This window comes from Cupriavidus sp. GW821-FHT02F09, assembly GCF_059421605.1.
This window is the reverse complement of record NZ_JBWKVH010000041.1, coordinates 44,161-69,121: the sequence shown is the minus strand read 5'-3', so window position 1 is coordinate 69,121 and position 24,961 is coordinate 44,161. Positions and strand designations below refer to the sequence as shown.

Genomic DNA, 24,961 nt, shown 5'->3' with positions numbered 1-24,961 from the left:
TGGAGCGGGAGACGAGGCTCGAACTCGCGACCTCAACCTTGGCAAGGTTGCGCTCTACCAACTGAGCTACTCCCGCAGGATCCTGCTAACTTCTTACTTAAAACACAGCCTTCTGTGCCGATACCGCTCACATCTCGCTACATTCTTGCTGCTTTTCGCTTCGTTCGGTTTGTTTCGTCAGAAGCGAGAACAGGATTATTGCAAATCAGCGGCGTGGTCGTCAAGCATATTTTTCATCGAACCATCACTTTTGTGCGGTGGCCTCGCCACTCAAGCCACTGCGCTCGCGAATCTGCGGCCACGCCAGCTTCATGTAATAGAACATCGACCACAGGGTCAGCACCGCCGCCACATAGATCAGCCATGCGCCCAGCACGGAAGCATCGACGATGCCGAACAGGCTATCGTTGAAGAGCAGCAAAGGGATCGCGATCATCTGGAAGGTGGTCTTGAGCTTGCCGAGGAAATTCACCGCGACGCTCTTCGACGCCCCGATCTGCGCCATCCACTCGCGCAGCGCGGAGATGGTGATCTCCCGGCCAATGATCACCAGCGCGATCAGGTCGGCCACCCGGCCCAGCGCCAGCAGCGACAGCAGCGCGGCCGCCACCATCAGCTTGTCGGCGACCGGATCGAGAAAGGCGCCAAAGGAAGACGTCTGGTTCCAGCGCCTGGCCAGGAAACCGTCCAGCCAGTCTGTGACCGCGGCCACGATGAAAAAACCGGCTGCCGTCATGTTCTTGGCATGCATGGGCAGCCATGCTTCAGGCAGGTAGTACACGCCCACCACGAGGGGAATCATGGCAACACGGAGCCAGGTCAGCAGGATCGGTATATTCAGCGGCATGGGGGCTCGGAACGAGACGACGGCAATGGGCAACGCCGAGATTGTCGCCTATTTCAACGATGGCCGAGCATTTCCTGCCACATTGGCATCGGATTTGGCCGGATCAATGTAGCTGCCGATAGATTTCCTCGGCCAGCGCGTGCGAGATGCCATCGACGCTGGCCAATTCGTCGATGCTGGCCGCGACCACCCCGCGCAGGCCGCCAAAGCGCGTGAGCAGCTTCTGCCGGCGGCGGGCGCCGACGCCCTCGATCTCCTCCAGCCGCGAGGTGTTGCGCACCTTGGCGCGGCGCGCGCGCATGCCGGTAATGGCAAAACGGTGCGCCTCGTCGCGAATCTGCGCCACCAGCATCAGTGCCGCACTGCCCTGCCCCAGCTCCAGCGAAGGGCGGCCATCGGCGAAGATCAGCGTCTCCAGCCCGACCTTGCGGCCCTCGCCCTTGGCCACGCCGACCAACAACCCGATATCGAGGCCAAGCTCCTCGAACACCTGGCGCGCAACCTCCACCTGGCCCTTGCCGCCATCGATCAGCACCACGTTCGGCACCAGCGCCAGCGCACCGGACGCCCCCGCCTCGCCGCCTTGCTCGCCCCCCTCGGGGACGGGCTCCTGCGCCGGCGCCTGCTCCAGCATCTCCACCAGCTTCTGGTAGCGGCGGGTCAGCACCTGACGCATAGCGGCGTAGTCGTCGCCAGGCGTGATGTCCTGGATGTTGTAGCGGCGGTACTCGGCGTTCTGCATTTCATGATGGTGGAAGACCACGCAAGACGCTTGCGTGGCCTCGCCAGCGGTGTGGCTGATGTCGAAGCATTCGACCCGCAGCAAAGCGAGGTCTTCCATGTCGATGCCGATTGTCTCGGCCAGCGCGCGCGTACGGGCCTGCTGGCTGCCTTGCTCAGCCAGGCGGCGCGACAGCGCCAGCTCGGCGCCTTTCTGCGCCATCTCGAGCCAGGACCGGCGCTGCCCCTGCGGCTGGCGCACCAGCGTGACCTTGCGCCCCGCCTGCATCGACAATGCCTCCAACAGGGCCTTGTCCGGCGGCAGGTGGCTCACCACCAGGATCGGCGGCACGGCCTGGTCCAGATAGTGCTGCGCCATGAAGGCGGACAGCACCTCGGCGGCGATGCGCTCGACCGGTATGCCGGCCGGGCCGCCGAGCGCTGCCGCGCCTTCGCCAGCTGCAACGCCAGGCTCGATTGGCGCGCTGGCACCGGCATCCTCGTCCTGGTGCCCGACAATCATCGCGCCCTCCTCGACGTGCGCCGGGAAATACGCCTTGTCGCCAAGATGGCGGCCGCCGCGCACCATCGCCAGGTTGACGCACGCACGGCCACCCTCCACCGCTACCGCAAGCACGTCGATATCGCTGGACTGCCCGACCTCCTCCACGGCCTGCCGCTTGAGCACGGTGGACAGCGCGCCGATCTGGTCGCGCACCGCCGCCGCCTGCTCGAACTCCAGCCGCCCGGCGTGCTCTTCCATCTTCGCCTGCAAGCCTTCGAGCACCTCGTTCTGACGGCCTTGCAAGAAGCGCGCCGCGTTGCTGACATCGCGCGTGTAATCCGCCTCGCTGATGGCGCCCACGCAAGGCCCGGTGCAACGGTGGATCTGATGCAGCAGGCATGGCCGCGTGCGATTGGTAAAGACGGTGTCCTCGCAGGTACGCAACTGGAACACGCGCTGCAGGATCTGCATGCTCTCCCGCACAGCGCCCGCGCTGGGGAACGGCCCGAAATACTGATGCTTGCGGTCGGTGGCGCCGCGGTAGTAGGCCATGCGCGGGAAGCGATGGCTGGTCAGCTTGACGAACGGATACGACTTGTCGTCGCGGAACAGGATGTTGTAGCGCGGCGCCAGCGCCTTGATCAGGTTGTTCTCCAGCAGCAGCGCCTCGGCCTCGGTGCGCACCACCGTGGTATCGATGCGCACGATCTTGGCCACCATCATGGCGATGCGCGGCGACAGCAGCGTCTTGTTGAAGTAGCTGGAGACGCGTTTTTTCAGGTCGCGCGCCTTGCCCACGTAAAGGACATTGCCCTGGGCATCGAAGTAGCGGTAGACCCCGGGCAGGCCGGGCAATTGCGCAATCACGGCCTTGGCGTCGAATGGAGCGTCCGACACAGGTTCGGCAGGGGCCGCCAAGGACGCCTTGGCCGGCTGCTCGGGCAACCCATCCGGCTGGGTGGAGGCGGACGCGCCCTGATCGTGGGTTTCAGGTTCCTGCTGGGACATCGGTAGCGAATTGACCGTGGATTGGCCGGTGGCGCGCATACCCGGCAGGGCCAAGGCGCAACAAGCTCTAAAATCGCAAGTTTAGAGCAAATCCTTGCGGAGTCCCGCCACCATGCCCACTCAGCCCGATCGCGCCATCCGCTCCTGGGACATCTTCTGCACCGTCATCGACAACTATGGCGATATCGGCGTCTGCTGGCGGCTGGCACGCCAGCTGGCCCAGGAACACGGCCACGCCGTGCGCCTGTGGGTGGATGACCTGGCCAGCTTCGCGCGCCTTGCGCCAGGCCTCGACGTCGCCGCCCCAGAGCAAGTGCTTGCCGGCGTGACGATTCGCCCGTGGCGGCGCGCGGACGAGGAAAGCGCCGAGGAGAGCGCCGCGCGCTTCGCGGGGGTCACGCCGCACGATGCGGTGATCGAGTCCTTCGCCTGCGACCTGCCGGCCACATTCCTGGCCGCCATGGCTGTATGCGAGCCCAAACCGGCCTGGATCAATCTCGAATACATGAGCGCCGAGCCCTGGGTCAGGGAACACCACGGCATGGCCTCGCCCCACCCGCGCCTGCCACTGGTCAAGTATTTCTTCTTCCCCGGCTTCGAGCCCGGCACGGGCGGCCTGCTGCGCGAAGCCATGCTCGGCATGCAGCGCGAGCACCTGCGCACCAGCCCCGCGGCCCAAGCCGCGCTCTGGCATCGCCTTGGCTTCCAGCCCATCGACGGCGCGCTGAAAGTCAGCCTGTTCGCGTATGCCAACGCGGCTTTGCCAGCGCTGCTCGCGCAATGGCGGGATGGCCCAGACCCGGTCCAGTGCCTGGTTCCGGCCGGCCTGGCGGCGCAACAGGCAAGCGAATGGTTCGGGGCGGCCGGTTGCATGCCCGGCAGCGCCTTCGAGCGCGGCAACCTGACCGTACAGGTGGTGCCCTTTGTGCGCCAGGAGCACTACGATGAACTGCTCTGGCTATGCGACCTGAACTTCGTGCGTGGCGAGGATTCGTTCGTGCGCGCGCAGTGGGCTGGCCGACCCTTTGTCTGGCATATCTACCCGCAATCCGACGCGGCGCACATGGTCAAGCTCGATGCCTTCCTGGCTCTGTTCCGGCATCGGCTGGAACAAAGCGGCCAGATTGAGGTTGTCAATGCACTTTCCACCTTCTGGCACAGCTGGAATAAGGATGGTGAATCACCTGACTGGTCGCGCCTGCGCCCCCATCTGCCCGTGCTGGGTGCCGCCACCGAGCGGTGGCAGCGCAGCCTGCAGCACCTCGGCGACCTGGCCGCAAATCTCGTGGCCTTCTGCGAAAATCGGGTAAAATAGTGGGTTATTTTGATGGTGACCAGGCCGGAAGACGGAAACGCCCCGCGCAAGCTTGCGCGCAAGTGTGTCGGCAGAGCGCCTTCGCCATACCGAATTCCGAGACATTCTTTTTCAGGAAATAGTTCAGATGAAAACCGCACAAGAACTCCGCGTCGGCAACGTATTCATGATCGGTACCGACCCGATGGTCGTGCAGAAGGCTGAGTACAACAAGTCGGGCCGCAACTCCGCCGTGGTCAAGATGAAGTACAAGAACCTGCTGACGGAAGCCCCGGGTGAATCCGTCTTCAAGGCTGACGACAAGTTTGAAGTCGTGATGCTGGAACGCCGCGAATGCACCTACTCGTACTTCGCCGACCCGATGTACGTGTTCATGGATACCGACTTCAACCAGTACGAAGTCGAGCAGGACAGCATGGGTGACTCGCTGAACTACCTCGAAGACGGCATGACCGTCGAAGTGGTGTTCTACAACGACAAGGCCATCTCGGTGGATATGCCGACCACGCTGGTCCGCGAGATCACCTACACCGAGCCGGCCGTCAAGGGCGACACCTCGTCGGGCAAGGTGCTCAAGGGCGCCAAGATCAACACCGGCTTCGAGCTGCAAGTGCCGCTGTTCTGCAGCATCGGCGACAAGATCGAAATCGACACCCGTACCGGCGAATACCGCAGCCGCGCAAACTAAGCGCAGCTGATTCGCCGCCATCCGCAGCGCGGGTGGCGCAACGGAAAAAGGGCAGCTTCGGCTGCCCTTTTCTTTTCCCTGCTGCTTAGCGGTCTTCGGCGAATGCGGCGTCAGGCTATCAGGCCGTGGCGCTTGAGCACGCCCATCGCGGCGGCGTACTCCGCCTCTTGCATCAACTTGTTCCAGTCCAGCGGCTTGCGGCGCCCGAACAGGCGGCGGATACGGCGTTGCGAGGTCTTGCCGATACGCACATCGAGCTCATCCAGCAACTGGTCGGCCCGCTCCGGATGGTTGCAGATCAGCACCATGTCGCATCCGGCGCCCAAGGCAGCACGCGCAGCCTCGGTCACCGTGCCTGCCACGCTGGCCCCTTCCATGCTCAGGTCATCGCTGAAGATCACGCCTTCGAAGCCCAACTGGGTACGCAGCACGTCCTGCAGCCAGTAGCGCGAGAAGCCGGCCGGGTGCGGGTCGACCTTGGGGTAGATCACGTGCGCCGGCATCACCGATGATAGCGTCATCCCCATCCACTCGTAAGGGCGCGCATCCTGCGAGAGGATCTCGTCAAGGCCGCGCTCGTCCACCGGCACGGCCACATGCGAATCCGCGGCCACAAAGCCGTGCCCCGGGAAGTGCTTGCCGCAATTGGCCATGCCGGCAAGCAGCAGGCCGTGGGTCAGGTGGTTGGCGAGCATGGTCACCACACGCGGGTCAGCGTGGAAGGCACGGTCGCCGATCACGGCGCTGAGCCCGTAGTCCAGGTCGAGCACGGGGGTGAAGCTCAGGTCGATATCGCACGCGCGCAACTCGGCCGCCAGCACGTAGCCGCAGGCCACGGCCGCCTTGGTTGCCGCCAGCACGTCCTGGTCCCACAACGCGCCAAGCCGGGCCATGGCCGGCAGGTGCGTGAAGCCATCGGTCTTGGCGCGCTGCACCCGGCCACCCTCGTGATCGATGCAGATCAGCACATCGTCGCGCACGGTGCGGATCTCATGCGTCAGTGCCTGCAGTTGCGCGCGCGACTCGAAGTTGCGCGCGAACAGGATCACGCCGCCGGTCAGTGGGTGAGAGATGCGGCGGACATCGTCCGTATCGAGTTGCTTGCCTTTGACATCGAGTACAACCGGACCCGGCCGTTTACCGGAAATCTTCTTGATCATTTGGATTCTTCACTAGGCTGGGAGGCGAGCGGCAGGCTGACGCCAGCGCCGCCCGGCTCGGCAATCGCAAAAGCGACCGCATAATCGTGTTCGTCGCTGACACTGACCCGCACCACGAGGCCGCGCTCCCGCAGCCAGGCGTCGAGCTCGCCGTGGCAATGCGGATACGGCTCGCCGGAGGGCAGGTTCAGCAGCTCCATCGCGCGCCAGGTCATCGGCCAGCGCATGCCCAGGCCGATCGCCTTGGAGAAGGCCTCCTTGGCAGCGAAACGCGTGGCCAGGAAAGCGAGCCCGCGTTTTTCCGAGCGCGCCTTGCGGGCGTGGTACTTCTGGAGTTCCTGCGGACCGAGCACCTTCTCGGCAAACCGGCCGCGCGTGCGCTCCATCACGCCCTGCACGCGCTCGATCTGGATGATGTCGGTGCCGATGCCGTAGATCACGCTGCGGCGTCCGGGCGCGGATAGGTAGTGCCCAGCCGCGCGGCAACCATGATGGCCTTCATCTCGCGCACGGCATTCTGCCAGCCGACAAAGACCGCATGCGCGACGATGGCGTGGCCGATATTCAGTTCCTTGATGCCATGCAGCGCGGCCACCGGCTGCACATTGGTGTAGTGCAGGCCGTGGCCGGCGTTGACCACCAGGCCAAGCCGCACGCCGGCATCGACGCCTTCGGCGACGCGGCGCAGCTCGGCGGCCTGCTCCTCGGCCGAATGCGCATCGGCGTAGCGCCCGGTGTGCAGTTCCACCACAGGCGCGCCGCAAGCGGCAGCGGCTTCGATCTGCTCTACCTGCGCATCGATGAACAGCGAGACGCGAATGCCCGCATCGGCCAGTTGGCGGCAGGCGGCCTTGACCTGCTCGAAGCGCCCGGCTACGTCCAGGCCGCCTTCGGTGGTGACCTCCTCGCGCCGCTCGGGCACCAGGCAGACATCCTGCGGACGGATCCCGCAGGCGATGTCGAGCATTTCCTGGGTGATCGCGCACTCCAGGTTCATGCGCGTGGCCAGCAGCGGGCGCAGCGCGTGCACGTCAGCATCGCGGATATGGCGGCGGTCTTCGCGCAGGTGCAGCGTGATCAGGTCGGCGCCGGCCTGCTCGGCCTGCAGCGCTGCCTGGATCGGATCGGGATAGACCGTGCCGCGCGCATTGCGCAGCGTGGCCACGTGGTCGATATTGACGCCAAGGTCGATGACGCCGGGATGCGCGTGGAAGATCATGCGGGTGGGCTCTAAAGGCTCGGAAACAAATCAGAGATAGTGCAGGTCGATCAAAATCTGGCGCGTCTTCAGCGGCGCGCCTTGCAAATAATAATGCAGCAGGAAGCGCATCAGGGCACGACTTTGCGTGACAGTTTGTGTACGGCTATAGTCGTCCTGCGACATGTCGAGCAGCGTCTGGCCGGAAACCACCGGCCAGGATGATGGATCGCTGGCCTGCGCGCGACGCACGCCCCGCTCGGGCTGGTAGACATAGTCCAGCTCCGGCTCGACCGTCTCACCCGAATTGGCGCACTCATCGAAAGCCACCGCAAAGCCGGTTTCCTGCAGCAGCACACGCTCGAAGCCGCGCAGCACCAGTCCGGCAGGCTCGCCGTGCGAGAGCTGGGTCAGCGTGGCCATGTACTGGCGGAACAGGGTAACGTGGGCGTCTTCGCGGGCGCAAAAGCGCAGCAGCAATTCGTTGAGATAAAAACCCGAGAGCAAGGCGTCGCTTGCCAGCGGCAGCATGCCGCCAACCCACTCCGCGCGCGTCAGTGTCTTGACCTCGCCGCGGCCGCTCCATGACAGGGAGATCGGCTGGAAATGCTGGAGTACCGGGCGCAGCGCCGAATGCGGCCGCTTGGCGCCCTTGGCCACCATGGCGACGCGCCCGTGGTCACGCGTGAACACGTCGAGGATCAGGCTGGTTTCGCGGTAAGGCCAGGCATGCAGCACGAAGCCGGGCTGGTTGGCGACGCGCAGCTCGGTGCGCGCCGGCACAATGCGCAACGCGCGATCCATCATCGCGCGCTGCTCCGCCACTGCCATGCCAGGCACGGCATGGCTGCCCAGCAGTTCGGCGGCTTCTTCCACCACCGGGTCAATGCGGCGGGCCTTCAGGGCAGGCCCGCCCGCTCTATCACTCATAGCCGTAGGCGCGCAATCCAGCTTCGTTGTCGGCCCAGCCGCTCTTGACCTTGATGAACATCTCCAGGTAGACCTTGCCGTCGAACAGCTTCTCCATGTCGATGCGGGCCTCCGTGGAAATGGTCTTGAGCTTGGCGCCCTTGTTGCCGATGATCATGGCCTTGTGCCCATCGCGCTCGACCAGGATGGTGGCAAAGATGCGCCGCAGCCGGCCTTCGGTCTCGAATTTCTCGATGATGACCGTGCTGGTGTAGGGCAGCTCGTCGCCGGTCCAGCGGAACACCTTCTCGCGGATGATCTCCGAGGCCATGAAGCGCTCGCTGCGATCGGTCATGGAGTCGGCGTCGTACATCGGCTCACCTTCCGGCAAGTAAGGCCGGATGATGGCGAGCAAGCGCTCGATGTGATCGTGGGTCTTGGCCGACATCGGCACCACTTCCGCGAACTGGAACTGGTGCCCCATCTTTTCCAGGAAGGGCATCATCACCTCGGCCCGGTCCGCGCCAAGGCGATCCAGCTTGTTGGTGACCAGCAGCACCGGCACTTTCTTGGGCAGCAGCGACAGCACCTTCTCGTCGTCGGCGCCGTAGTAGCCGGCCTCAACCACGAACAGCACCAGGTCCACCGACGACAGGGTCGAGGTGACGGCACGGTTCAGCGAGCGGTTCAGCGCGCTGGCATGGCGGGTCTGGAAACCCGGCGTATCGACGAAGACGAACTGGGCGTCCTCGGTAGTCTGGATGCCAACGATGCGGTGGCGCGTGGTCTGCGCCTTGCGGGAGGTGATGCTGACCTTCTGGCCAACCAGCGCGTTCATCAGCGTGGACTTGCCGACGTTGGGACGCCCGACAATCGCCACGGTGCCGCAACGAAAGGCTGCGCTTGGGGTACCCGCGGCATCTTGCTGCGGATTGGTAGATTCGGTCATTCCTTCAACCTGAGAGACAACTGGGGATCGGGCGGCACCGGCTGCTTGCGCGTCTTGCCGGTGCGCTCGGCCCGGCTGCGCTTGAGCAACTGGGGCACGAGTTTTTGCACCTCGTCGAGCGCCAGCTTGGCGGCGGCTTGTTCGGCGGCACGGCGCGACGCGCCGGTACCGAACACCCGCACTTCCAGTTTAGGCACGGTGCACTCGACTTCAAACTGCTGATTATGCGCGGCGCCATGGGTGGCGATCACGTTATATTGCGGCAGGGCTATCTTGTGGCCTTGCAGGTACTCCTGCAACAGCGTCTTGGCATCCTTGCCCAGTGTGCGCGGATCCACCTGCTCGAGGATGGGGATGTAGAGCTTGCGGATCAGTGTGCGCGCACCTTCGAAGCCGGCATCGAGGAATACGGCGCCGACGATGGCTTCCAGCGCATCGGCAAGAATCGAAGGGCGGCGGAAACCGCCGCTCTTCAGTTCGCCCTCGCCCAGGCGCAGCGCTTCGGACAACTGCAGCATCTGGGCAATTTCATACAGCGCCTGCTGCTTGACCAGGTTGGCGCGCACGCGGGAGAGATCGCCTTCGTCGAGCTTGCTGAACATGCCGTACAGCATATCGGCCACGGCGCAGTTCAGCACCGAATCGCCCAGGAATTCCAGGCGCTCGTTGTGCAAGGCACTGTGGCTGCGGTGCGTCAGCGCCTGCTGCAGCAATTCTGGCTTGCTGAAGCGGTAGCCGAGGCGTTGCTGCAAGGCATCGAGGTTCATGTCAGTACTGCGTTCCCGAATAGGTAATCATAAGGCTCAGAGGGCCGTATAACGGCACCTCGTTACGGTAGGAAAAACCCACCGAGCGGATCGTGCCATTGTCGTCCTCGTGAATGTCCAGATCGTCGCTGCGCACAGCGGTGATTCGGTCAATCTGTGCCTGCTTGGCGAAATAATCGGCCACTTCGCGCTTGTTGGATGCCTGTTGCTTGGCATAGCTGATGGCGCGCTTGACCGAAAAGTACTCCAGCAAGCTTGGAATCGCCCTGACCGCCGGGATCACGATGCCTCCGACGATCAAGATGACGATCAGCAAGCTGCCAAGGGAGAATCCGCGCACCTTGTACCGCCCCGCCAGACGCGCCCTCCCCCTCCTTGAACCAACCTCCCGACGCGATTGATCCGTTTGTTCTGCCAGTGCCGTTTGACCAGCCTGACCCTTCTGACCACTCTGACCCTGTTGACCCATGTTGCGCTTTCCCTCGCTTGACTGGAGTGATTTATTCGCGCCGCGGAAGGCTTACTTGAACGCCCCCACGCGTCCGATATTGCCGAGGTTCATCCAGATCAGGAATGCCCGGCCGACAATATTCTGATCGGGCACGAAGCCCCAATAACGTGAATCCAGGCTGTTGTCGCGGTTGTCGCCCATCACAAAATAGTGACCTTGCGGCACCTTGCAGGTCAGCCCCTGCTGATTGTAAGTGCAGTTTTCGCGGAACGGAAAATCGGGGTCCGCGCCGGAGACAAACGGCGGCCGGTCGGCGTCGTTGAGGATACCGTGCTCCGGGCCGTCGGGCAGCTTCTCGCGGAAGTGCTTCGAATACGAAAGCCGTTCTTCATCCAGGTAATCGGGCAGCGGGCTGTAATCGGCGGCCTTGCCGTTGATGGTCAGTCGCTTGTTCTGGTAGCTCACCACATCGCCCGGCACGCCGATCACACGCTTGATGTAGTCGAGGGACTGATCCTTCGGGTAGCGGAACACCATCACGTCGCCGCGCTTCGGGTCGCCGACCGAGAGGATCTTCTTGTTCACCACCGGCAGCCTGATGCCGTAGTCATACTTGTTGACCAGGATGAAGTCGCCGATCAGCAGCGTCGGGATCATCGAGCCGGACGGGATCTTGAACGGCTCGACCACGAAGGAGCGCAGCACGAACACGGCCAGGATTACCGGGAAGAAGCTTGCGGAATACTCCAGCCACCAAGGCTGGCGCAGCTTTTCCTCGGCGAGGCGGCTACGCGACGTGTCGATCTCGCCGACGCCGTAGCGTCCCTGGAGATCGGCTTTGCGCGCATCGAACTCGGCCAGCGCGGACTGGGCGGAAAGCCGCCGCTGTTTCTCGAACACCAGTTTGTCGGCCACCCAGGCAATGCCCGTAATAACCACAAGCACAAAAAGGATCAGTGCAAAATTCATGTCGGCTAGATCGTCGTGTTGTTTTGATAGAGTCCGCGTCAACCACTGCCAGGAGCCTGCCGGCAGTGCCGGCGCGGCCCAGCCGGCTTACTTGTCGCCCACCTGCAGGATCGCGAGGAAGGCCTCCTGGGGAATCTCGACCGAACCCACTTGCTTCATGCGCTTCTTGCCTGCCTTTTGCTTCTCCAGCAGCTTCTTCTTACGCGAGATATCCCCGCCGTAGCACTTGGCAAGCACGTTCTTGCGCAGCGCCTTAACGTTCTCGCGCGCGATGATGTTGACGCCGATGGTGGCCTGGATGGCGACGTCGTACATCTGGCGCGGGATGATCTCGCGCATCTTGGACACGACTTCGCGGCCACGGTACTGCGAGTTGGAGCGGTGCACGATCACGGACAAGGCATCGACCTTGTCGCCGTTGATCAGGATGTCCACCTTGACCACGTCGGCGGCGCGATACTCCTTGAACTCGTAGTCCATCGAGGCGTAGCCGCGCGACACGGACTTCAGCCGGTCGAAGAAGTCCATGACGATTTCCGCCATCGGAATCTCATACGTAAGCTGCACCTGCTTGCCGTGATAGCTCATGTTGATCTGCGTGCCGCGCTTCTGCGTGCACAGCGTGATCACCGAGCCGACGTAAGCCTGCGGCATGTACAGGTTGACCGTGACGATGGGCTCGAGGATGTTCTCGATGCGGCTCGGGTCCGGCATCTTGGCCGGGTTCTCCACGATCAGCTTGGTCTTGTCGCGCATGTCGACCTCGTACACCACCGTCGGTGCGGTGGTGATGAGGTCCATGTCGAATTCGCGTTCCAGGCGCTCCTGCACGATCTCCATGTGCAGCAGACCCAGGAAGCCGCAGCGGAAGCCGAAGCCAAGCGCCTGCGACACCTCGGGCTCGTACTGCAGCGATGCGTCGTTGAGCTTGAGTTTTTCCAGCGATTCGCGCAGCGCTTCGTACTGGTTGGCTTCCACCGGGTACAGGCCGGCGAACACCTGCGGCTTGACTTCCTTGAAACCAGGCAGCGGCTCGGCCGCCTTGCGCGCCATGGTGGTGATGGTGTCACCCACCTTGGCGGCCTTCAATTCCTTGATGCCGGCGATCACGAAGCCCACCTGCCCTGCCTGCAGCGACTCGCGCGGCAGCGACTTGGGCGAGAACACGCCGACCTGCTCGACCAGGTGCTGCGAGCCCGTGGCCATCAGCAGGACCTTGTCCTTGGGCTTGAGGGTGCCGTTGACCACGCGCACCAGCATCACCACGCCCACGTAGTTGTCGAACCACGAGTCGATGATCAGGGCCTGCAGCGGAGCGGCGGGATCGCCCTTGGGCGGCGGCACGCGGGCGATCATCGCCTCAATGACGTCCTGCACGCCGAGGCCGGTCTTGGCCGAGCAAGGCGTGGCGTCATGCGCGTCGATGCCGATCACTTCCTCGATCTCGCGGATCGCGTTTTCGGGATCGGCCGACGGCAGGTCGATCTTGTTCAATACCGGCACCACTTCCACGCCGAGCTCGATCGCGGTGTAGCAGTTCGCGACGGTCTGCGCTTCCACGCCCTGCGAGGCATCGACCACCAGCAACGCGCCTTCGCAGGCGGACAACGAGCGGCTCACTTCATAGCTGAAGTCGACGTGTCCCGGGGTGTCGATGAGGTTGAGGTTGTAGATCTTGCCGTCACGCGCCTTGTAGCTCAGCGCGGCGGTCTGCGCCTTGATGGTGATGCCGCGCTCCTTCTCGATGTCCATCGAGTCAAGCACCTGCGCTTCCATCTCGCGATCGGACAGGCCTCCGCAGAGTTGGATGATGCGGTCGGCCAGGGTCGATTTACCGTGGTCGATGTGGGCGATGATCGAGAAATTGCGGATATGGTCCATCTGATACTCAGGGGTGCGCCGTTTCAGGCCACGAAGTGCCCGCGTGGGCACGCCGGGCGGCGCAGCAATTATGAACGGCCTGGAACTGGCGCCCTGCTGGGCGCACGCCGATCCCGGCCGCAGGTTGGTGACGCAGACTTTGCGCCAAAGTGCGATTTTACCGTATTTTCAAGGACTTCCGTATTGCGAAATGGACCACGGCGCTAGCCCTGCAGCCAGACCAGGCTTTGCCGGGCGCACTTATGTGCCATCGAACGCCCCATTACCCACCTGTTCGCCCGCCCGCGGCCCCGCATGTGCGGCCAACCACGCTCGCACCCGCTTTTCGTCAAGAAAGTAATGGCACAGCTCCACGTCCGGGCCGGCCGGGGAACCGGCCATCAGCACGGGCACCAGCTCGTCGAAACGGGCTATGGCCGCCAGATCGGCATCCACGTCCACCTCGTGCAAGACAAAGGAAAAATCGCGCCGGAGCGGCTCCAGCGCGATTTTCATGTCCTCGCACAGATGGCAGTAGCTCCTGCCATACAGTGTGAGATCGGCCATGATGGCGGCGCCGGTCAGCGCGAGGACATCGTGCCCGGCCTCAGGGTCAGCACCTGGGTGGCATCCCCGCGGCGCACGAACACCGCTGCGATCTTGGCTTTGTCGAGTCCCTTGACCAGTTCGTTGAACTGCTTAGGGCTGGTCACGTCGCTGTCACCCAACCGCAGGATGATGTCGCCCTGTCGAATGCCGGCACGCATCGCCGGACCATCCGCCTGCTCGACCTCGACCCCCGACTTGATCTTGAGCTCCTTGAGCTTTGCGTCGGGAATCTCATTGACGATCAATCCAAGCGCATTGGGCTTGGCCGCCGGCGGGGTGTTATCGTCGCGCGGTCCATTGCCGCGGGTTTTCACCTTCGCATCCGCATCCAGCTCGGCCACGGTGATGGACATCTCGCGCGTCGCGCCCTTGCGCCAGAGCTGCAGCGGAACGCGCGTGCCCGGCTTGATGTCGCCAACCATGCGCGGCAGATCCGACGCCTTCTCGATGTCGCGGCCGTTAAACTTGAGAATGATGTCACCAGCCTCGATCCCCGCCTTCTCGGCAGGGCCGCCAGGCTCGACGCTGCCGACCAGCGCGCCCCGGGCGCGGCCCAGGCCGAGCGAATCGGCAACTTCCTTGGTCACATCACCGATTGCCACCGCGATGCGTCCGCGCGTGACCTTGCCGGTCGCCTTGAGCTGCTCGGTGACCCGCATGGCTTCGTCAATCGGGATGGCGAAGGAGATACCCATATAGCCGCCGCTGCGGCTGTAGATCTGTGAGTTGATGCCGATCACCTCGCCACGCAGGTTGATCAGCGGACCGCCAGAATTGCCGGGGTTGACCGCCACATCGGTCTGGATGAACGGCAGGTAGTCACCCGTATCGCGCCCCTTGGCGGAGACGATGCCTGCAGTCACGGTGTTATCGAGGCCAAAGGGAGAACCAATGGCCAGCACCCATTCGCCAGCGCGAACCTTGTCCGAATCGCCGAGCGTCAGCTTGGGCAGGCCGGTCGCCTCGACCTTGAGCAAGGCGACATCGGTGCGCTTGTCCGAGCCGATCAGCTTGGCCTTGAATTCACGCTTGTCGGGCAGCGTGACGTAGATGGTTTCCGCATCAGCAACAACGTGGGCATTGGTCATCACATAGCCATCCTGGCTAATGACAAAACCCGATCCCACGCCACGACTCTGCTCCTCGCCTTGCGGCGGCTGGCCACGGCGCGGGGCACCCGGCGGCGTGGGTGCACCTGGCATGGGCACGCCAAAGAAACGGCGGAAGAACTCTGCCATTTCGTCATCTTCCGTCCCCCCCGGCGTGCCGCGCGCGCGCACGCGCTCGGTGGTGCGGATGTTCACGACAGCCGGTCCGGCCTTTTCCACCAGATCGGTGAAGTCGGGCAGGTTATAGGATGGCGCGGCGGCCTGCGCGTGACTCAACTCCGCGACAAAGGGCGCAAAGGCGAGAATGGCAGCCATGAGCACGGTCCGAGCCAAGGCTGGAGATCTTGGTGACATCGTCGACTCCCGGGAAATCAGCGAAAAGAGGAAGAAAGCACAGGCGGCAGGGTTGCCGATCGGTGGCGGCCCACAGGCGGTGTTCACGCCTGCGGCAACGCCGCGATCCGGCCTAGTGGGCTTTCGGTGGTTTGTATTCTACCGCCGAGGCAAACTGCCTCACTGTGGCCGGCGGGACTTCACCCACCACGGTGATCCAGAAATCGGCTACGCGGCGTACCACGACCTGCGTGGCACCCAGCGAGGCGACGCCTTCGCGGCGCACGCGCTGCTCGGAAACCGGCTCGATAAACACCGACAGGCCGGTCAAGCCATCGCTGTAGACGACCTGGAGCACTTCGAAGACATTGCCGCGCGGGTTGGCCTGCGGTGCGCGCAGTTCTCCCAGCGGGCGGCGAACCTCGCGGATCTTCAGGAACCCCTTGACCGGAACCGCGATGCTCCAGCCTTCATCGGCAATATTGGCCGGATGGTTGGTCACCTCATAGTGAGTCCAGGAGCCGGAGTTCTTGATGGCCGTGAGAATGCGCTGCTTTTCCGATGGCACGCCGATATCGACTTGCGAAAAAGCAACCTGTTCCAGCACTTTGCCGCCCTCGCCCAGGGTCTGTGCACGCATCAGCAAGCCGGAATTCTTCTCCGCCCAAAGCCGCACGGCGTAGCGCGCCGCGTCATGCGGCTCGAGCGAAAAGACCTCGCACTCGACGCCAGCCACGCGCTCGCCCGGAAGCTTGCGCATATCGTAGATATCGAGCACATCGTTCTTGTTGGTGGCCAGCAGCGCCGGGAAACGATCCTTGGCCTCCTGCTTCTCCACCACCACCAGCTTGGCCTCGGGAATCAGGCTGTGGACGATGTCGTTCTGGCGCAGCACCTCGCGCGGCTTGCCGTCAAGGGTTTCAAGCCGTTCATACTCGTTGTTGACGAGATCGCTGTAGTGCTGGATACGCGATGCATGCATCACGCTGCCACGCTGATAAATCAGCGTGCCGACATAATTCTCGCGCTGGGCCGCGCGATGGATCTTGTTGAGCCAGGCCGTTGCGTCGCGACGGGCCAGCGTATTGTCCGGCGGCTGCGCAGTTGCCGCAGCCGCAGTCAGACACAAGGCCAGAAAAAAGGACCTGCGAAGGGCCCTAATTCTGTGTGCGCCCGCTACGTTGGCGGGCGACCATCCTTTATGCATGTCCGGCATTATTCCTGCGAATTGTCCTGAGAGAAGTTTGCGCTGTTAGCCACTTGGCGCATGGTCGGCACTACCGCATCGGTGGCAACCGAGACGCGGTGAGCGCGAAGATATTCATCCAGACGGGGATCGCGGATCATCTGCGCGTTATCGGCGGAGACAGTCACGATGCCGCCAGCCTTGGGCGCTGCAGGTTGCTCGACACGCGCCACTACCGCATCCGGTGTGCCGAGGTCGGCGGCGCCGCGCATCTGCGGCACGGCTACCCAGCTGACGGCGGCCACTGCAGCGGCAATCGCGGTGCTCGGCATGACGCGCCGCACCCACGACGGCTTGAACAGCAGGCGATGAGCCGACGACGCCTTGGCGACGGCGGGCACCAGCACATGCGGCTCACTGTCCAGACGAGCGGAAAACCGGGAAAGAAAGTCATCGGTCGAGCCGGCATGCGTCAGTTCTTCCGAACGCAGGGCATCGCCAATCAATTGATAAGAGGCCCAACTCGCCATGCCTGCCTCGCTTTTCGCGAGATCCAACACGGCGTTTACTTCGTGCGGCGCCAGCTCGCCATCCATCAGCACGGAGATTTGCTCCGCTGCTTCCACTTCATGAACCGACTGCTTATGAGCCTGACCCATTTCCCACCCCTAGAAAAACCATTGAACAACCGACAATCCCGTCTACTGCTTTGTCGTTTTTCGATGCAGGAATAGGCTGCAACGCTGGCCGCACGACATTTTATTTACTGCTTACCACTAGGTATCACTACCTACTACCACCGCTTGCCCTCTGCTGTTCCGAGCAGCGGGCGCAATTTATCGGCAATCGCCTCGCGCGCCCGGAAGATGCGTGACCGGACCGTGCCGATCGGGCAACCCATGGCTTCCGCGATCTCCTCATAACTGAGGCCCTCGATCTCGCGAAGGGTGATGGCGGTGCGCAATTCCTCCGGCAGTGCTTCCATCGCGCGGTTGACCGTCTCGGCCACCTGGCGGGTATGGAGCATCGACTCCGGCGTATTGATATCTCTTAGTTGCTCACCGTCCGCAAAAGTTTCAGCCTCTTCGGCATCGATATCACTGGAGGCTTCCGGCCGGCGCCCCTGGGTCGCCAGGTAGTTCTTCGCCGTGTTCACCGCAATCCGGTACAACCAGGTGTAGAACGCCGACTCACCGCGAAATTGCGGCAACGCACGATACGCCTTGATGAAGGCGTCTTGTGCCACATCCTCCACTTCCGCGGAATCCCGCACCAAACGCGAAATGAGCCTGATGATCTTGCGGTGGTATTTCACCACCAACAATTCAAAGGCCCGCTTATCGCCCTGCTGGACGCGTTCAACGAGGAGCTGATCGGCTTCGCGTTCGCTCACGAATATTTCACCTGCAGTGTATCTCTTGGTATCGTCTTCACGACAAACGTTGTATTTTACCTACGTTGCGGACCGCACGGTCAGTGCGTTGCAACGCATATTGTGAAGAATGGTTGAAATAGCCGCACATCAGCCGGCCTCGCCGGCCGCCGGGCCTTCACGGCGCGCAACCCGAATAGTGCGCCTCAGGGCGCGCAAAGCGCTGGCACCGGCAAATGCGCGATTGACCACCAGCACACGTGGTGGCCGTCCGGCCACCGGCTCCAGGGCCAGCACGAGCGCCAGCTCGCCCAGTTCCCAGCTGGATTCCACCCTCGCTATCGCGCGGCTGCCGTCCGGCATATCGACCAGGATGCCAGGCCGGCCGGTACGGTCCCGCCCTGGCGCAAGGCCGCCGTAGGCACAGGCGGCACCGTGCCAGAGCTTGGGCCAATGCCAGGCCAGCCAGCCGCACAACCCGGCCAGGCCGGCTACCAACAGCCACTGCGTGAAATCCCAGCCTTGCGCCGAGCGCCCCAGTTCCTGCACGCCTTGCCAGGCCAGCAACGCGAACGTTGCCAGCTCGCAGGCCAGGAACAGCACCAAGGCCCACCGCAAGGGATGGATCCTGGAACGCAAAGGGGAAGCCACCCGGCGGCCGCCGGGTTCAGGCGCGACGGAAGACAAGCGTGCCGTTGGTGCCGCCGAAGCCGAAGTTGTTTTTCACCGCTACATCGATCTTCAGTTCACGTGCCGTATTGGCCACGTAATCCAGGTCGCACTCGGGATCCTGGTTGAAAATGTTGATGGTCGGCGGCGACACCTGGTGGTGCAGCGCCAGCACGGTGAAGACCGACTCAAGCCCGCCCGCGCCACCCAGCAAGTGGCCAGTCATCGACTTGGTCGAGTTGACAGCCAGCTTGTAGGCATGATCGCCAAAGGCCAGCTTGATCGCTTCGGTCTCGTTCTTGTCACCAAGCGGAGTCGAGGTGCCGTGCGCATTCAGGTAGCCGACTTCATCCGCATTGATGCCAGCATCCCTGAGGGCGTTGGCCATGCAGCGGCGGGGGCCGTCCATATTGGGCGCGGTCATGTGGTAAGCGTCGCCGCTCATGCCGAAGCCGATCAGCTCCGCATAGATCCTGGCGCCACGCGCCTTGGCCGACTCGTACTCCTCGAGCATGACCACACCGGCGCCCTCGCCCAGCACGAAGCCATCGCGATCCTTGTCCCAGGGGCGGGAGGCGGCTGCGGGGTCATCGTTACGGGTCGACAGCGCACGCGCTGCGGCAAAACCGCCAATGCCCAGCGGGGAGACGGTGGATTCAGCGCCACCGGCCAGCATCACGTCGGCGTCCCCCGCCTGGATCAGGCGGGCCGCCAGGCCAATGCTGTGCAGGCCGGTGGTGCAAGCCGTGACCGCGGCCAGGTTGGGACCCTTGAGTCCATGGATGATGGACAGGTGGCCCGAGATCATGTTGATGATCGAGCCAGGCACGAAGAACGGGGAGATCCGGCGCGGACCGCGATTGGTCAGCTCCGCGTGGGTATCCTCGATCATCGGCAGGCCGCCGATGCCCGATCCGACCAGCACGCCAATGCGGTCGGCATTGGCTTCGGTCACTTCGTAGCCGCTATCCTTCAGCGCCTGCGAACCCGCTGCGATGCCATAGTGGATAAAGGTATCCATATGGCGGGCTTCCTTGGCCGGGATGTAGTCCTCGGCGTTGAACCCCTTGACCTCGCCAGCGAAGTGCACGGCAAGCGCGGAATGATCGAATTTGGTGACGGTGGCAATGCCAGACTTGCCGGCAACCAGGTTGGCCCAGCCTTCGGCAACCGTGTTTCCGACCGGAGACACAAGGCCAAGCCCAGTGACGACGACGCGACGACGGCTCACTATGATTTCCTACGGGTACGTGAAGCAAAACCGGATTGGGAATCGATGCCAGCCAACGGCCAGCAACTGGCCGCACCGACACCGGCGCAACGCATCCAATTGTGCTTCTTCGAACAGACGAAAGCCACAGAAAACAACGCAGCGGACCCATGGGCCCACGCGCCTGCCTTCTGTGGCTCGGAATTCAGATACGACAGGCTTAAGCCTTGACGTGTGCAGTGGCGTAATCGATTGCCTGTTGCACGGTCGTGATCTTCTCGGCTTCCTCATCAGGAATTTCCATGCCGAATTCATCTTCCAACGCCATCACCAGTTCAACCGTGTCGAGCGAGTCAGCGCCCAGGTCGTTCACAAACGACGATTCGGTCTTGATGTCTGCCTCGGCCACGCCGAGTTGCTCTGCCACGATTTTCTTGACGCGTTGTTCGATATTGTCCATGTAACCCTCCAGGGAAGTTCGACAAAAAGTGGGCGCATTTTAGCAGGTTTGGGCCATAAAAATGCCCCCCGCCATCTATTGCAAGAACTGCGCCCGATCAGTTTTAAAAATAACCACTTCGCACAGCTTCTGCCGGCTTCTCCCTCGAAACCGGCCACTGCACAAGGTGATCAATTCATGTACATGCCACCATTCACATGGAGCGTTGTACCAGTGATGTAGGCCGCCTGCGGACCTGCCAGGAAGGCCACCGCATGCGCGATGTCTTCCGGCTGGCCGAGCCGGCCCAACGGGATCTGCGTCCTCAGTGCAGCATGCTGCTCTTCCGACAGGACCTTGGTCATGTCGGTATCGATAAAGCCCGGCGCCACGCAATTGACGGTGACGTTGCGGCTGCCGATCTCGCGTGCGAGCGCGCGGCTCATGCCTTCCACGCCGGCCTTGGCCGCCGCGTAGTTCATCTGGCCCGGGTTGCCGGTCGAGCCGACCACCGAGGTGATGTTGATGATACGGCCACCGCGGGCCTTCATCATTGGGCGCAGCACGGCGCGCGACAGGCGGAACACCGCCGTCATGTTGGTTTCGATCACCGCGCTCCAGTCCTCGTCCTTCATGCGCATGGCGAGCTGGTCCTGGGTAATGCCGGCGTTGTTCACCAGCACGCCCAGGCTGCCATGCGCCTTGACCAGTTCGTCGATCAGCGCTTCTGACGCCGCCGCATCATTGACGTTGAGCACGGCGCCGCGGCCCTTGCCGCCAGCTGCCGCCAGGTATTCGCTGATGGCTGCTGCACCCGCCTCGCTGGTGGCGGTACCCACCACCGTGGCACCCTGGGCGGCCAGTTCCAGTGCGATGGCGCGGCCAATGCCGCGCGATGCGCCGGTTACCAGCGCGACCTGGTTTTCCAGAAATTTTGTCATTGCGTTGGTCCTTGTTTACTTCAGCAGCGCCAGCGTGTCCTGCAGCGAGGCCGGGTCGAAGATCGCTCCGCCCACCAGGCTGCCATCGATGCGCTTGGTCATGCCGGCCAGCACCTTGCCAGGGCCGCACTCAATCACATGGGTCACGCCTTCGGCAGCGATCTTCTGCACGCACTCGACCCAGCGCACCGGGGCTGCGGCCTGGCGGACCAGCGCGTCCTTGATGGCTTGCGGGTCATTGACGATGGCCACATCGACGTTGTTCACTAGCGGAATCGACGGTGCGGAAAACACCATGCCGGCCATGCGCTCGCGCAGGCGGTCCGATGCGGGCTTGAGCAGCGACGAGTGGAACGGTGCCGACACCGGCAGCGGCAGCGCGCGCTTGGCGCCACGTGCCTTGGCCAATTCGCAGGCCTTCTCCACGGCACCCTTGTTGCCAGCGATCACCACCTGCAACGGAGCGTTGAAGTTCACGGCCTCCACCACGCCGGCGCCGGTCGCCGACGCTTCGGCGCAAGCGGCGCGCACGTCATCGTCGGACAGCCCCAGGATGGCCGCCATGCCACCCTCGCCAACCGGCACGGCTTCCTGCATGGCTTGTGCGCGGAAGCGCACCAGCGGCACCGCATCAGCAAAGGGGATCACTCCGGCTGCCACCAGCGCGGAATATTCACCCAGGCTGTGCCCCGCCACCACGGCCGGAGCCGGACCGCCGGCGTCGAGCCAGGCGCGGTAGATGGCCACCGCGGCGGTCAGCATCACCGGTTGCGTGTTGGTGGTGAGGTTCAGGTCCTCGGCCGGGCCTTCGGCGATCAGTTGGCCCAGGTCCTGCCCAAGCGCGGCGGATGCCTCATCCAGCGTGGCACGAACTACCGCATTGCCGGCAAAGGCGTTGAGCATGCCAACTGCCTGCGAGCCTTGCCCTGGGAATACAAAGGAGAATTTCATCGCAATCGAATCGTAAAGATGAATAGCGCCAGGTCGGCGCAGCGGCATGACACCGCCACGCCGGCCCGAATATTACATGCGCAGCAGTACCGCGCCCCAGGTGAAGCCGCCACCCACGCCTTCCATCAGCACGTGATGCCCTGCGCCGATGCGGCCATCGCGCACCGCCACGTCGAGCGCCAGCGGGATCGAGGCAGCCGAGGTGTTGCCGTGCTCATGCACCGTAGCCACCATGCGCTCGGCGGGCAGGCCAAGCTTCCTGGCCGTGCTTTGCATGATGCGGATATTGGCCTGGTGCGGGATCAGCCAGTCGACCTTTTCCGCCGGGAACTGCGCGCCCGCGAGTGCTTCGCGCGCTACCTTGTCGAGCACGGTGACCGCCAGCTTGAACACCGCCTGGCCATCCATGTGCAAGAAGGGGTTGCCGGTGATATTGCCGCCCGAGACGTTGCCCGGCACGCACAGGATATCCACGTGGCTGCCGTCGGAGTGCATCGCCGACGACAGGATGCCGGGCTCCTCGGAGGCCGACAGCACGACTGCGCCGGCACCGTCGCCGAACAGCACGCAGGTGGTGCGGTCGTTGAAATCCAGGATGCGGGAAAACACTTCCGAGCCAATCACCAGCGCATTGCGGTGTGAACCGCTGCGGATGAATTTCTCGGCGGTGGCCAGCGCATAGACAAAGCCGGAGCACACCGCTTGCAGGTCGAACGCCGCGCAGTTGTTGGTGATACCAAGCTTCTGCTGCACCAGGCAGGCGGTGCTGGGGAAGACGAAATCGGGCGTGGAAGTGGCAACGATGATCAGGTCGATGCTCTGGCGATCGATGCCGGCAGCCTCCAGCGCGCGCTCCGCCGCCTTGACGGCGAGGTCACTGCTGGTGACATCCGGCTCGGCCCAATGGCGGGCCGAGATGCCACTGCGCGAAAAGATCCATTCGTCGCTGGTCTCGATGCCCTTCTCAGCCAGTTGCGCCGCGATATCTTGGTTAGTGACGCGCCGCGGAGGCAAATAGCTCCCGGTCCCGATGATTTTTGCGTAGCTTGTCATGTAATGTCGGATCGATCGTCTGGCCACGGGTCGTCGCCCGCGGCATCTACATCAAGACCTCAGGCGGCGTGCGGGCTTGGACTGGAATCCTCGGCGCCTGACTGCGGGCCGGTAGCCGGAGTGCTGTTACCTGACTTGTTGGCGAAGGCCTGAATGGTGCGTTCGATCACACCATTCCTGGCCGCATCATACCCGCGTTTGATAGCCCACTCAAAAGCGTGCGCGTCGGCGGAACCATGACTTTTGACAACCAGCCCGCGCAAGCCGAGCAGGGACGCGCCGTTGTAGCGCGCCGGGTCCAGGCGCCGGGACAATCGCTTGAGTACCGGCAAAGCCAGGACCGCCAGCAGCTTGGTAAACCACGAACGCGTGAATTCTTCCTTGATCATGTTGGCGATCATCTTGGCCAGCCCTTCGCTGCTCTTTAGCGCGACGTTGCCGACAAAGCCATCGCACACCACGATATCGGTGGTGCCCTTGAAGATGTCGTTGCCTTCCACGTTGCCGTAGAAGTTGAGTTCCGAAGCGCGCAGCAGCTCACCCGCGCGCTTGACCACATCGTTGCCCTTGATCACTTCCTCGCCGATGTTAAGCAGGCCGACGCTCGGGCGTTCCTTCTGATCCACCACGGCAACCATGGCCTCCGCCATGCGCGCGAACTGCAGCAGGTGCTCGGGCTCGCAGTCGGCATTGGCACCGAGGTCTAGCACCGTGGTACCCCAGCCCTGCTCGTTGGGAATGGTGGTAGCGATAGCCGGCCGCTCGATGCCTTCGAGCGTTTTCAGCACATAGCGCGACACCGCCATCAGGGCGCCGGTATTGCCCGCCGAGATGCATGCGCCAGCCAGTCCCTCCTTCACCTGGGTCACCGCCACGCGCATCGAGGAATCCTTCTTCCTGCGCAGCGCTACTTCAACGGGGTCATCCATGGTGATGACTTCGGACGCGGTCACAATGCGCACGCGCGGATGGTCGAGCGCATGCAGCTTCTTGAGCTGCGGCTCGATGCTGTCCCGCAAGCCGACCAGCACCACTTCGGCGTCGCTATGGCTTGAGAGAAAACTGATCGCCGCTGGTACGGTCACGCAGACACCGTGATCGCCACCCATGCAGTCGATAGCTAGTTTGATCGTCATTGTTTCCTGGTGCAGAAGCGCTGGTCGGCGTGACTTGAAATCCTGGCTCCCGAGCCGGGCAGGCATGACCCTGACCAGCCGGTGGCAACCCGACGGCACTCCCGGAGCGCTCCACGGCGAGATCTGGCGCCGCCCTCGCGGCCGCGCATGGCATCTAGCCATGCACTCAGCTTGAGCCGGCGGCGCAAATCGGCCCGATGGAAGCCTGCGCTACGGTTTGCGCTGCGAGCGCGCAACAAAAAAGCGGCAACGATTTTGCCGCTTTTTTGTTTTTGACCTAACAACGTGCGCGTACGAGACGCAAAGTCACGCCGAACGATCTGTCAGTCGTTCTTGGTCTTGATGACCTTGCGGCCACGATAGTAGCCGTTCGGGCTCACGTGGTGACGCAGGTGGGTTTCGCCCGTGGTCGGCTCCACTGCCAGCGCTGCCGTGGTCAGGTGGTCGTGCGAGCGATGCATGCCGCGCTTGGAGGGCGACTTCTTGTTCTGTTGAACTGCCATGATGACTCCTTCGAGAATTTTTCAATGGTAACACACGCATCCCGCACGAGGCGTAGCCGGGCCCGGCCGGATGCTGATCCTGGTGCCTTCAAACGTTGCCAGAT

The 24,961-nt window shown here is 63.2% G+C and carries 26 protein-coding genes and 1 tRNA gene; 2 read left to right on the top strand and 25 right to left on the bottom strand.

Annotated elements, in window-relative coordinates; all coding sequences use genetic code 11:
• The 3 genes from AC07XB_RS31315 to uvrC form a co-directional block, all read right to left on the bottom strand.
• Positions 1-76, bottom strand: a tRNA-Gly gene (locus AC07XB_RS31315).
• 168 nt (positions 77-244) lie between these two features.
• Entirely contained in the window at positions 245-847 is a 603-nt protein-coding gene (pgsA, locus tag AC07XB_RS31310) for a CDP-diacylglycerol--glycerol-3-phosphate 3-phosphatidyltransferase (protein ID WP_043347835.1), read from the bottom strand.
• Between the two features lie 103 nt (positions 848-950).
• Complete coding sequence (uvrC, locus tag AC07XB_RS31305) at positions 951-3,080, bottom strand: excinuclease ABC subunit UvrC (RefSeq protein WP_492374585.1); 2,130 nt, start codon at positions 3,078-3,080, stop codon at positions 951-953.
• A gap of 112 nt (positions 3,081-3,192) precedes the next feature.
• Here uvrC and earP point away from each other — a divergent pair, with 112 nt between their 5' ends.
• The gene (gene earP / locus AC07XB_RS31300) at positions 3,193-4,395 is read left to right on the top strand and encodes an elongation factor P maturation arginine rhamnosyltransferase EarP (RefSeq protein WP_492374586.1); all 1,203 of its coding nucleotides are present in this window, start codon (positions 3,193-3,195) and stop codon (positions 4,393-4,395) included.
• A 127-nt stretch (positions 4,396-4,522) separates the two neighbouring features.
• A complete protein-coding gene (efp, locus tag AC07XB_RS31295) occupies positions 4,523-5,083 on the top strand; it encodes an elongation factor P (RefSeq protein ID WP_043347839.1) in 561 nt (186 codons plus the stop codon).
• A 110-nt stretch (positions 5,084-5,193) separates the two neighbouring features.
• Here the strand turns inward: efp and nagZ are convergent, their stop codons facing one another.
• The 22 genes from nagZ to rpmF form a co-directional block, all read right to left on the bottom strand.
• On the bottom strand, positions 5,194-6,243 hold the full coding sequence (gene nagZ / locus AC07XB_RS31290; RefSeq protein ID WP_492831296.1) for a beta-N-acetylhexosaminidase: 1,050 nt from the start codon (positions 6,241-6,243) through the stop codon (positions 5,194-5,196).
• Positions 6,240-6,683, bottom strand: coding sequence for a holo-ACP synthase (gene acpS / locus AC07XB_RS31285; protein ID WP_492374588.1), 444 nt, complete (start codon positions 6,681-6,683; stop codon positions 6,240-6,242). The genes nagZ and acpS overlap by 4 nt, the downstream gene beginning before the upstream one ends.
• Positions 6,680-7,462 carry a pyridoxine 5'-phosphate synthase gene (pdxJ, locus tag AC07XB_RS31280; protein ID WP_492374589.1) on the bottom strand — a complete coding sequence of 261 codons (783 nt, stop codon included), beginning with the start codon at positions 7,460-7,462 and terminating at the stop codon, positions 6,680-6,682. Before pdxJ ends, acpS begins: the two co-directional genes overlap by 4 nt.
• Positions 7,463-7,492: 30 nt before the next feature.
• The gene (gene recO / locus AC07XB_RS31275) at positions 7,493-8,371 is read right to left on the bottom strand and encodes a DNA repair protein RecO (protein ID WP_416049174.1); all 879 of its coding nucleotides are present in this window, start codon (positions 8,369-8,371) and stop codon (positions 7,493-7,495) included.
• Positions 8,364-9,299 (bottom strand): GTPase Era, encoded by a 936-nt coding sequence (era, locus tag AC07XB_RS31270; RefSeq protein ID WP_174425095.1) that lies wholly within the window; start codon positions 9,297-9,299, stop codon positions 8,364-8,366. The genes recO and era overlap by 8 nt, the downstream gene beginning before the upstream one ends.
• Entirely contained in the window at positions 9,296-10,066 is a 771-nt protein-coding gene (gene rnc / locus AC07XB_RS31265) for a ribonuclease III (protein WP_020205117.1), read from the bottom strand. Before rnc ends, era begins: the two co-directional genes overlap by 4 nt.
• Before the next feature lies 1 nt (position 10,067).
• Positions 10,068-10,535: a DUF4845 domain-containing protein gene (locus tag AC07XB_RS31260; protein WP_492374590.1), complete on the bottom strand. Its 468-nt coding sequence runs from the start codon at positions 10,533-10,535 to the stop codon at positions 10,068-10,070.
• 51 nt (positions 10,536-10,586) lie between these two features.
• Positions 10,587-11,486 carry a signal peptidase I gene (gene lepB / locus AC07XB_RS31255; RefSeq protein WP_174425133.1) on the bottom strand — a complete coding sequence of 300 codons (900 nt, stop codon included), beginning with the start codon at positions 11,484-11,486 and terminating at the stop codon, positions 10,587-10,589.
• A gap of 87 nt (positions 11,487-11,573) precedes the next feature.
• A complete protein-coding gene (gene lepA / locus AC07XB_RS31250) occupies positions 11,574-13,367 on the bottom strand; it encodes a translation elongation factor 4 (RefSeq protein WP_150983163.1) in 1,794 nt (597 codons plus the stop codon).
• A 240-nt stretch (positions 13,368-13,607) separates the two neighbouring features.
• Positions 13,608-13,913: a glutaredoxin family protein gene (locus AC07XB_RS31245; RefSeq protein ID WP_492374591.1), complete on the bottom strand. Its 306-nt coding sequence runs from the start codon at positions 13,911-13,913 to the stop codon at positions 13,608-13,610.
• Between the two features lie 14 nt (positions 13,914-13,927).
• Positions 13,928-15,418, bottom strand: a complete 1,491-nt coding sequence (locus tag AC07XB_RS31240; protein WP_492374611.1) for a DegQ family serine endoprotease — start codon at positions 15,416-15,418, stop codon at positions 13,928-13,930.
• Positions 15,419-15,530: 112 nt separating this feature from the next.
• Positions 15,531-16,604 carry a MucB/RseB C-terminal domain-containing protein gene (locus tag AC07XB_RS31235; RefSeq protein ID WP_492374592.1) on the bottom strand — a complete coding sequence of 358 codons (1,074 nt, stop codon included), beginning with the start codon at positions 16,602-16,604 and terminating at the stop codon, positions 15,531-15,533.
• 8 nt (positions 16,605-16,612) lie between these two features.
• Positions 16,613-17,242: a sigma-E factor negative regulatory protein gene (locus AC07XB_RS31230; RefSeq protein WP_150983159.1), complete on the bottom strand. Its 630-nt coding sequence runs from the start codon at positions 17,240-17,242 to the stop codon at positions 16,613-16,615.
• Between the two features lie 134 nt (positions 17,243-17,376).
• Positions 17,377-17,976 (bottom strand): RNA polymerase sigma factor RpoE, encoded by a 600-nt coding sequence (gene rpoE / locus AC07XB_RS31225; protein ID WP_006158605.1) that lies wholly within the window; start codon positions 17,974-17,976, stop codon positions 17,377-17,379.
• Positions 17,977-18,105: 129 nt separating this feature from the next.
• Positions 18,106-18,573: a hypothetical protein gene (locus AC07XB_RS31220; protein ID WP_492374593.1), complete on the bottom strand. Its 468-nt coding sequence runs from the start codon at positions 18,571-18,573 to the stop codon at positions 18,106-18,108.
• A 49-nt stretch (positions 18,574-18,622) separates the two neighbouring features.
• Complete coding sequence (gene fabF / locus AC07XB_RS31215; RefSeq protein WP_492374594.1) at positions 18,623-19,855, bottom strand: beta-ketoacyl-ACP synthase II; 1,233 nt, start codon at positions 19,853-19,855, stop codon at positions 18,623-18,625.
• Positions 19,856-20,054: 199 nt separating this feature from the next.
• Entirely contained in the window at positions 20,055-20,294 is a 240-nt protein-coding gene (gene acpP / locus AC07XB_RS31210) for an acyl carrier protein (RefSeq protein WP_009522116.1), read from the bottom strand.
• A gap of 170 nt (positions 20,295-20,464) precedes the next feature.
• Positions 20,465-21,214 carry a 3-oxoacyl-ACP reductase FabG gene (gene fabG, locus AC07XB_RS31205; protein ID WP_492831297.1) on the bottom strand — a complete coding sequence of 250 codons (750 nt, stop codon included), beginning with the start codon at positions 21,212-21,214 and terminating at the stop codon, positions 20,465-20,467.
• Positions 21,215-21,229: 15 nt separating this feature from the next.
• Positions 21,230-22,165, bottom strand: coding sequence for an ACP S-malonyltransferase (gene fabD, locus AC07XB_RS31200; RefSeq protein ID WP_492374595.1), 936 nt, complete (start codon positions 22,163-22,165; stop codon positions 21,230-21,232).
• A gap of 72 nt (positions 22,166-22,237) precedes the next feature.
• Complete coding sequence (locus AC07XB_RS31195) at positions 22,238-23,218, bottom strand: beta-ketoacyl-ACP synthase III (protein ID WP_150983156.1); 981 nt, start codon at positions 23,216-23,218, stop codon at positions 22,238-22,240.
• 59 nt (positions 23,219-23,277) lie between these two features.
• Entirely contained in the window at positions 23,278-24,354 is a 1,077-nt protein-coding gene (gene plsX, locus AC07XB_RS31190) for a phosphate acyltransferase PlsX (protein WP_492831298.1), read from the bottom strand.
• Positions 24,355-24,677: 323 nt separating this feature from the next.
• On the bottom strand, positions 24,678-24,857 hold the full coding sequence (rpmF, locus tag AC07XB_RS31185) for a 50S ribosomal protein L32 (RefSeq protein ID WP_006158597.1): 180 nt from the start codon (positions 24,855-24,857) through the stop codon (positions 24,678-24,680).
• Positions 24,858-24,961 lie beyond the last annotated feature (104 nt).